This is a genomic window from Sarcina sp. DSM 11001, assembly GCF_900101015.1.
GTDB lineage: Bacteria > Bacillota > Clostridia > Lachnospirales > Lachnospiraceae > CAG-791.
The window spans coordinates 60,221-66,677 of the sequence record NZ_FNFZ01000024.1 but is presented as its reverse complement, the minus strand read 5'-3'; the positions used below and the strand labels follow the sequence as shown (position 1 = coordinate 66,677).

Annotated in this window: 6 protein-coding genes and 1 rRNA gene; 4 read left to right on the top strand and 3 right to left on the bottom strand. The window is 49.8% G+C overall.

Annotation, left to right across the window (positions count from 1 at the left end):
• Positions 1-236: ribosomal RNA gene (locus tag BLT02_RS12765) — 23S ribosomal RNA — on the top strand; the annotation flags it as partial.
• A gap of 377 nt (positions 237-613) precedes the next feature.
• Here the strand turns inward: BLT02_RS12765 and BLT02_RS12760 are convergent.
• From BLT02_RS12760 to BLT02_RS12750, 3 genes are all read right to left on the bottom strand, one after another.
• Entirely contained in the window at positions 614-1,390 is a 777-nt protein-coding gene (locus tag BLT02_RS12760; protein ID WP_092996179.1) for a metallophosphoesterase family protein, read from the bottom strand.
• Positions 1,391-1,521: 131 nt separating this feature from the next.
• A complete protein-coding gene (locus BLT02_RS12755; protein ID WP_092996176.1) occupies positions 1,522-2,754 on the bottom strand; it encodes a hypothetical protein in 1,233 nt (410 codons plus the stop codon).
• A 145-nt stretch (positions 2,755-2,899) separates the two neighbouring features.
• Entirely contained in the window at positions 2,900-3,556 is a 657-nt protein-coding gene (locus BLT02_RS12750; RefSeq protein WP_092996173.1) for a 3'-5' exonuclease, read from the bottom strand.
• Positions 3,557-3,802: 246 nt separating this feature from the next.
• On the opposite strand from BLT02_RS12750, the gene BLT02_RS12745 reads away from it, so the two are divergent.
• From BLT02_RS12745 to BLT02_RS12735, 3 genes are all read left to right on the top strand, one after another.
• A complete protein-coding gene (locus BLT02_RS12745) occupies positions 3,803-4,693 on the top strand; it encodes a hypothetical protein (RefSeq protein WP_092996170.1) in 891 nt (296 codons plus the stop codon).
• A gap of 170 nt (positions 4,694-4,863) precedes the next feature.
• Complete coding sequence (locus BLT02_RS12740; protein WP_092996167.1) at positions 4,864-5,586, top strand: polyphosphate polymerase domain-containing protein; 723 nt, start codon at positions 4,864-4,866, stop codon at positions 5,584-5,586.
• 180 nt (positions 5,587-5,766) lie between these two features.
• Complete coding sequence (locus tag BLT02_RS12735) at positions 5,767-6,444, top strand: DUF4956 domain-containing protein (protein ID WP_092996164.1); 678 nt, start codon at positions 5,767-5,769, stop codon at positions 6,442-6,444.
• Positions 6,445-6,457 lie beyond the last annotated feature (13 nt).

Sequence of the window (6,457 nt, the reverse complement as noted above, 5' to 3'; positions counted from 1 at the left end):
CTTAGTACGAGAGGACCGGGGTGGACGGGCCGCTGGTGTATCTGCTGCGCCGCCAGGCGCAAGAGGCAGGGTAGCCAAGCCCGGCAGGGATAAACGCTGAAGGCATCTAAGCGTGAAGCCCCCCCCAAGATGAGACATCACAAGACCCCTTGAAGACCACGAGGTGGATAGGCGCGAGGTGGAAGTGCGGCAACGCATGGAGCTGACGCGTACTAATAGGTCGGCTGCTTATCCTCAGTTCTGGCACCGCCGCGAAGCGGAGGATGCCGGTCCTGCAGGCAGCAAGTGCTCGACAGTGAGATGTGCGCTTCTCTTATTCAGTTTTGAAGGTATGAAAATAACAAAAGCACCGGAAAACCGGTGCTTTTTTTGCGCGTAAGCAATGAGCCATGCGCAGACAGGATGCCATACATCCAGTGAGAGCCTTGCTCTCAACTGGATGTATGGCAGACTGGATGCATACGGCGAATGCCGCGACAGTGAGCGAACACTTTGTGTTCGCGAGCCTGTCGGCATGGCGAATTGCGTAGACAGCATGCGCAGACAGGATGCCATACATCCAGTGAGAGCCTTGCTCTCAACTGGATGCATACGGCGAATGCCTTTTTTTTGCTCATAGCGTCAGCTTCTGCACATTGATCTCTCCCTCCGGACCGATCTGCAAAACCGCAAAACTACAAATTCCACAGCTTGCCAGGACAGAAGCAGGATTTTTCGGGTCGCCGACAAGGCAGCCGGGATTGATGAAATAGACCTTTTTTCTGCCCTTTCTACAGGTAATCTCCGTAAACTTGTGTGTATGTCCGAAGATAACGATATCTGCGTCCCACTGGTCTGCCCTTCTTAGGAGCAGCCCGGTTTCGGGAACATTGTACTCTTTTCCATGTGTCATCAGGATGCGGTGCAAGATATGGTCAGGCCTTTTTTCTTTTACGATTTTCGCAGTAGATTTTGCGGTGGATATATCTGCATTTGATTTTGCGGTGGATATAGAAAAAAGGCTTTTTTTGATCAGAGAAAGAAAAGGAGAAAAGACTCCTGAAAGGGCAGAGTCAGGAAGGAAAGAATCAGGCTGGCTATAGCCCGTCATTGCAGGGTCAGGGATAGCAGAATAATGAAGTTCTGTGCTTTTATAAATGACGGGGCTGGCAGACTGTTCTGTGGAAATATCGATCAGAAGCTCTTCCGGGTAGTCGGTATTCAGGTAGTAATCACAGTTGCCGCATACGATGTAAAGAGGAATAGTCCCTGCTGCTTTCAGCAGGTCGTCCTTTTCTGCTTCGACATCGCCGGAGATCAGCACAGCGTCAACTTGTCCGGCTTTTTTGATCGCCAGCCGGATGTTGTCTGTAAAGGTGTGGACGTCTGAGCAGAGAAGGAGCTGCAACATGGTTTCCCCCTATATTAAAGATCGGGCTGTAAGCAAGTTTTCCTGTCAGTCTGTCACAGCAGGGCATGGAGTCCCAGGACGAGGTGTGTCACAGCAGGACCTGAGGACCTGAAGTCCCGGGACACGGATTGTTACAGCAGAGCCTGGAGTCCCAGGATCAGGTGAGCGGCAGCAAAGGTGTAGGGGCCTGTTCTGGAAACTTCTATATCGGAAGGAAGATAACAGCTCTCGCTTTTGGCTGGTGAGCGAAGGTCCTGGGTGAGGATGGAAGAGGTACGGACGCAGACGTCGCGCATTTTCCGCCTGCTGAGATGGCCGTTTTTGCGTGCAGCGGCCAGCGCGCGCATGGCGTAGGCGGAGGCAACATGCTTCCATGGTGTGTGGGCGATATAGGTCCCGCCTGCAAAAGTACCGTCGATAGATTCCACCTCAATCTGGCATTTTTCCGTGACAAAACGGTCATAGACAAAGGAGGCGGCGGCACGGGGGTCATAATCCTGCTCAATCTGTTCGCGGACATTGCGGGGAAGGTCATAAAACAGGAGGAGATACATGGCAGAGACTGTAAGGCGGGGGGCATCCGAGGAACTATAACCGAATGTACCACCGCGGTTTTTTTCATAAATGCTTGTGAGAAGCTGGCGGAAGGCATCCCCCACTTCGGGTTTTTCAAGGTAACCGTACTGATAGAGGGACTTCAGAGCCCACCATGTGTTGACGAGGCGGCACTCCTTTTTACCGGCGCGGAGGATCAGGGGACCCCAGCCGTCTTCGGCATGCAGGAACCAGAGATTGGCGGCTATTTCGTCATACATGTCGAAAGATTCGATCACACCGGACGGGCTCTGTTTTTCTTTTGCGATCAGGCAAAGGAGCATAGAAGTGTTGATGACGGTCGGCCGGTTGACTGTTTTGCTTGGAAGGCCGGTGGGCAGGACCGCCTCTGTCAGAGTCTGCAGGGCACTGCGGTAGGATTCACGCTTTTTTTCATAAAACCCTGTCTCGCGCAGGGCGAGCAGACCCTCGCAGGTGTTGGCATATTGGGGGTCGGCAGCTGTCCCGGTGATTCCCCAGTGGGCGGGGCGGGAAAGAAGCCAGTTGAGCAGAGACCGCTGACAGCTCTGCATCTGTCTGCGGATCCTGCGCCGGGAGGCCAGACTGTAGCGCATTCCGCCGAAAAAGCGGCAGACGGAGGGCGATACAGCGAACCAGAAAAAGAGAGCAAGCCCCGCCGAAGCGGCGATATTGATAAGCGGGACTGTTGCGATCTGCAGTGTCTGGACAGGCAGGCGAAGCAAAATGACTGCGGCAAGAACGGCTGCTGTCAGGACTGCAGTGATCAGTAGGCGGAAAAGAGTGCGCATAGGACTTGCTCCTTCAAGTAGTTACATTTTATGCTGTTATACTTTATACTGTTATATTGTGAATAAGGGACAATGTAAGATCAGGATTGTTTATTCCTGCCGTTTTGATCGGAATGTATGAATCCGGCATCTGAATCCGGACTGCCTATTCCGAAGGGAAGGTAATACTGCCGAAATCAAACATGTCGCCCATTGTAAAGGTGCTTTCAGAAAAAGCTTCCTCAACCATTTTGCGGAGCCGGTCAAAGGATTTGCTGTCCCGGCTCTCGACGTAGAGGTGTGATGTCATGCGGGCGTCAGCCAGGCCGTCGTGCTCCCTGCCGGAAAAATCCAGGCCTGCAAGGTTGACAGCCCTGCCGAGGTTCATGACTTTTTCAAAGTGGAGCAGCTCGGAGAATTCCTGCTGAAAGTCCCGCCAGTTATTATACATATAGGTCAGTCCGGGGAGGTCTGTAAGATTTTTGAGACGGGTCTCGTTCATGATCTGCCAGATATCGCTGTCGCTCCAGGAATAGATGGTATAATCTTCTCCGCACCAGTCGATAAAACGGGTCAGGACATCTGCGAGTACGGATGCTTCCGCCACATCTTCAGTAGTGATCCCGGTGAGTTTTTGAAATTTGGCATATATCTTCTGTACATATGCCGGATGAACGAATTCACAGAAGCTGTCTGTCTCTTTGTTCTGCTCATTGAGCTTTACTGCGCCGATTTCGATGATTTCCTGGGTACATATTTGTCTCTCTTCCTTAAAAGAACGCGGAATCGGATGCATTTCGAGATCGACAAAGATTTTGTTCATAACTTTCGTCTCCTTGTAGTCTGCCGTATTGACACTGCGCAAATGCAGTATAGGGTGATTGTATCACACTTTTGGTATATTAGACACATAAAACAGAATCAGCCAGAGGGCCAAAGGTCGACAGAATCAGCCAGAGGGCCAAAGGTCGACAGAATCAGCCAGAGGGTCAAAGGCCGACAGAATCAGCCAGAGGGCCAAAGGCCGACAGAATCAGCCAGATGACCAATGACCAAAGAAGAGGTGATTATGAGTACGTTAAAACTGGAAAAGTCAGGTGTTTCAGAATCAGGTGTTTTTACGATAAAAGAATACAGGGCTGAGGGGGAAATCGATTTTATCTCTCTGATCCGCATGCTTCAGGCTGGATCCTGCATTGTCCAGGAGGTGGTCTCCTACGTTTTCGAAGGGGAAGATCCCCTGGGGCTTGATGCCAGGTCCTTTTCTGCTGAAGAGTTCATAAGCATGTACCCGGAAATGAAGTCTTACGATAAGGGTCTTGCCTTTGATGTCATCCTCCTTGCAAATGGTCATCCTGTGACCATAGAGCTTACGGAAGGAGAGCCAGTGATCGCGACGAACTCGCTGGATAAAGAGATTGAACTGCCTGACCTTCTGGTACCCGAACAGGATCATTTTTCTCCTGATCCTGTAAATGATCCGTTTAAAAATTCCTGGAATAATCCGGCAAATAATGCCGGGAAAGATTCGATAAATAATACTGGGAATGATCTGGCAAATAATGCCGGGAATGATACGGTAAACGCTGCTGAAAATGATTTGGCAAATCATTCAGCAGGCCGTGTCCGGAAGATGGCGATTGCAGCGATGCTTCTGAGCAGAAAACCGGAATTTGAAAATGTGAATATGGATCTTGTAGTCCGCATGTGTCTGCTTCATGGCTTTGAGTCCCGCCCGGATCAGGACAATACAGCCGCAGGGAATACGTGTCATCAAGAAGACCTGCTGCCGCAGAATGAACCGGGAGCCAAAAGGATAGAGGAAACAGTCCGGCTGCTGGATCAGCCGGAGTGGAAGGATCAGCCGGAAACGCAGTGTATCCTTGAAGAGATGAACCGGATGGAGACTCTGGAGGCACAGGTATACAGGGCGCTGGACCGGGCCTGCTCCGGCAAATGAAAAGGGTTGTTTTGCTTTGTCCGGTATGTTAAAATCTGTCTTTGGTAAAAGTTCTTCTTACGACAATACTTGTTTTATCGACAAAACCTTTCGTGTCGTTTGTGACAAACGGTCATGATAAAGTCATGATAAAGGAGAATATTTAGAAAAATAAGAAGGAGAAGGAGAGAGTGGCGAAAGGAGTAAAAGAGCCGAAATTCCGTCATGAACTCAAGTACCTCTGCTCAGCTGCTGAGTTGAAGATGCTTGAGGTCAGGCTTCAGGATGTCATGAGACCTGATCCTCATACGGATGAGAACGGGTGCTATCTGATCCGGAGTGTTTATTTCGATGATCTGTATGACAAGTGCCTGAATGAAAACGAGAGCGGAGTCAGCCCCAGGGAAAAATGGCGGGTCCGTATCTATAATGCCAATGACAGGAGGATCTCGCTGGAGTGTAAGCGTAAAGAATACGGAATGATCCAGAAGAAAAGCTGCCGGATCACCCGCGATCAGTATGAGAGGATGGCAAGGCTGGAGCCGGTCCCGATCACGGATGAGAATCCTGCCCTGCTGAACCGGATGCTCCTGCTGCAGCGGACACAGCTGATGCAGCCAAAGGTGATCGTGCAGTATCTGCGCAGACCTTTTGTCTGCGATGAGGGAAATGTACGTATAACGTTTGATATGAATATCACGTCGTCCCCCTCTTTTGACCGCTTTTTTATGAAGGATATCTGGGAGAGACCGGTCCTTCCGAAGGGTCAGCATCTTCTGGAAGTCAAGTTCGATGAGTACCTGCCGGATTATATTTATCACGCGATCCAGATGACAAACATGCGGCTGGAGACTTTTTCCAAATATTATCTGTGCAGGCGGTACAACCTCAACGGCTTTTCTGTCACGAGCTGATACCGGATGGTACAGAAAAAAGGAATCCGGGAAGTCAGGAAATATTAAATCCGGAAATTCAGGAAATAGTAAAATCCGGGAATTCAGGGGATATTATAATTTATAATAGATTAGTTCAGAATAGATAACTCCATAGATAAATAAATTCAGAATAGATAAATAAAGGAGAGGATCAGAATCATGTCATTTTCAGATATTTTTAAAAAATCATTTCTGCAGGGTTATTCAACCATTGAGCTGACTACCAAGGGAATCATCGTAGCCCTGTGCTTTTCGCTGGTGCTTGGTGTTTATATCTTTTTCTGCTACAGATTCCTTACCAGGCGCACCTTCTACTCCAAAAACTTCAATATCTCTCTCGTGTGCATGTCTCTGATCACAACAGCGATCATTCTGACGATCCAGTCCAGTGTCGTGGTTTCCCTCGGTATGGTCGGCGCGCTGTCGATCGTCCGTTTCAGGACTGCCATCAAGGAGCCTATGGACCTGGTCTTTCTGTACTGGGCTATCAGTGTGGGTATTATCTGCGGTGCGGGTCTGTCTGAGATCGCGATCATTCTTTCCCTTGTGGTCACGATCGCAGTTCTGATCCTGAACGTCATTCCGCTTGGAAGAGCCCCGATGATCCTCGTGATCAGCGCGGAGAATGACAAGGAGACAAACAAGGCGATCCGCCAGATCGTAAGGAAGTACAGCCGCTTTTACTCTGAAAAATCCAGAAATATTTCGGGTGGCCAGCTCAATCTGGTCATGGAGCTTTCCGTTGCGGGCGGGTCTGACCTGACTGCAGAGCTTTCTTCGCTTCGCACTGTGCATTCTGTTTCTCTTCTGACCCATGACGGAGAAGTGACGTTCTGAGTGACGTGATGAG

Excerpts from the sequence above, each read along its gene's own strand:
- BLT02_RS12735 (WP_092996164.1), top strand. The coding sequence starts at position 5,767 with ATGTCATTTTCAGATATTTTTAAAAAATCATTTCTGCAGGGTTATTCA.
- BLT02_RS12745 (WP_092996170.1), top strand. The coding sequence starts at position 3,803 with ATGAGTACGTTAAAACTGGAAAAGTCAGGTGTTTCAGAATCAGGTGTT.
- BLT02_RS12755 (WP_092996176.1), bottom strand. The coding sequence starts at position 2,754 with ATGCGCACTCTTTTCCGCCTACTGATCACTGCAGTCCTGACAGCAGCC.
- BLT02_RS12750 (WP_092996173.1), bottom strand. The coding sequence starts at position 3,556 with ATGAACAAAATCTTTGTCGATCTCGAAATGCATCCGATTCCGCGTTCT.
- BLT02_RS12760 (WP_092996179.1), bottom strand. The coding sequence starts at position 1,390 with ATGTTGCAGCTCCTTCTCTGCTCAGACGTCCACACCTTTACAGACAAC.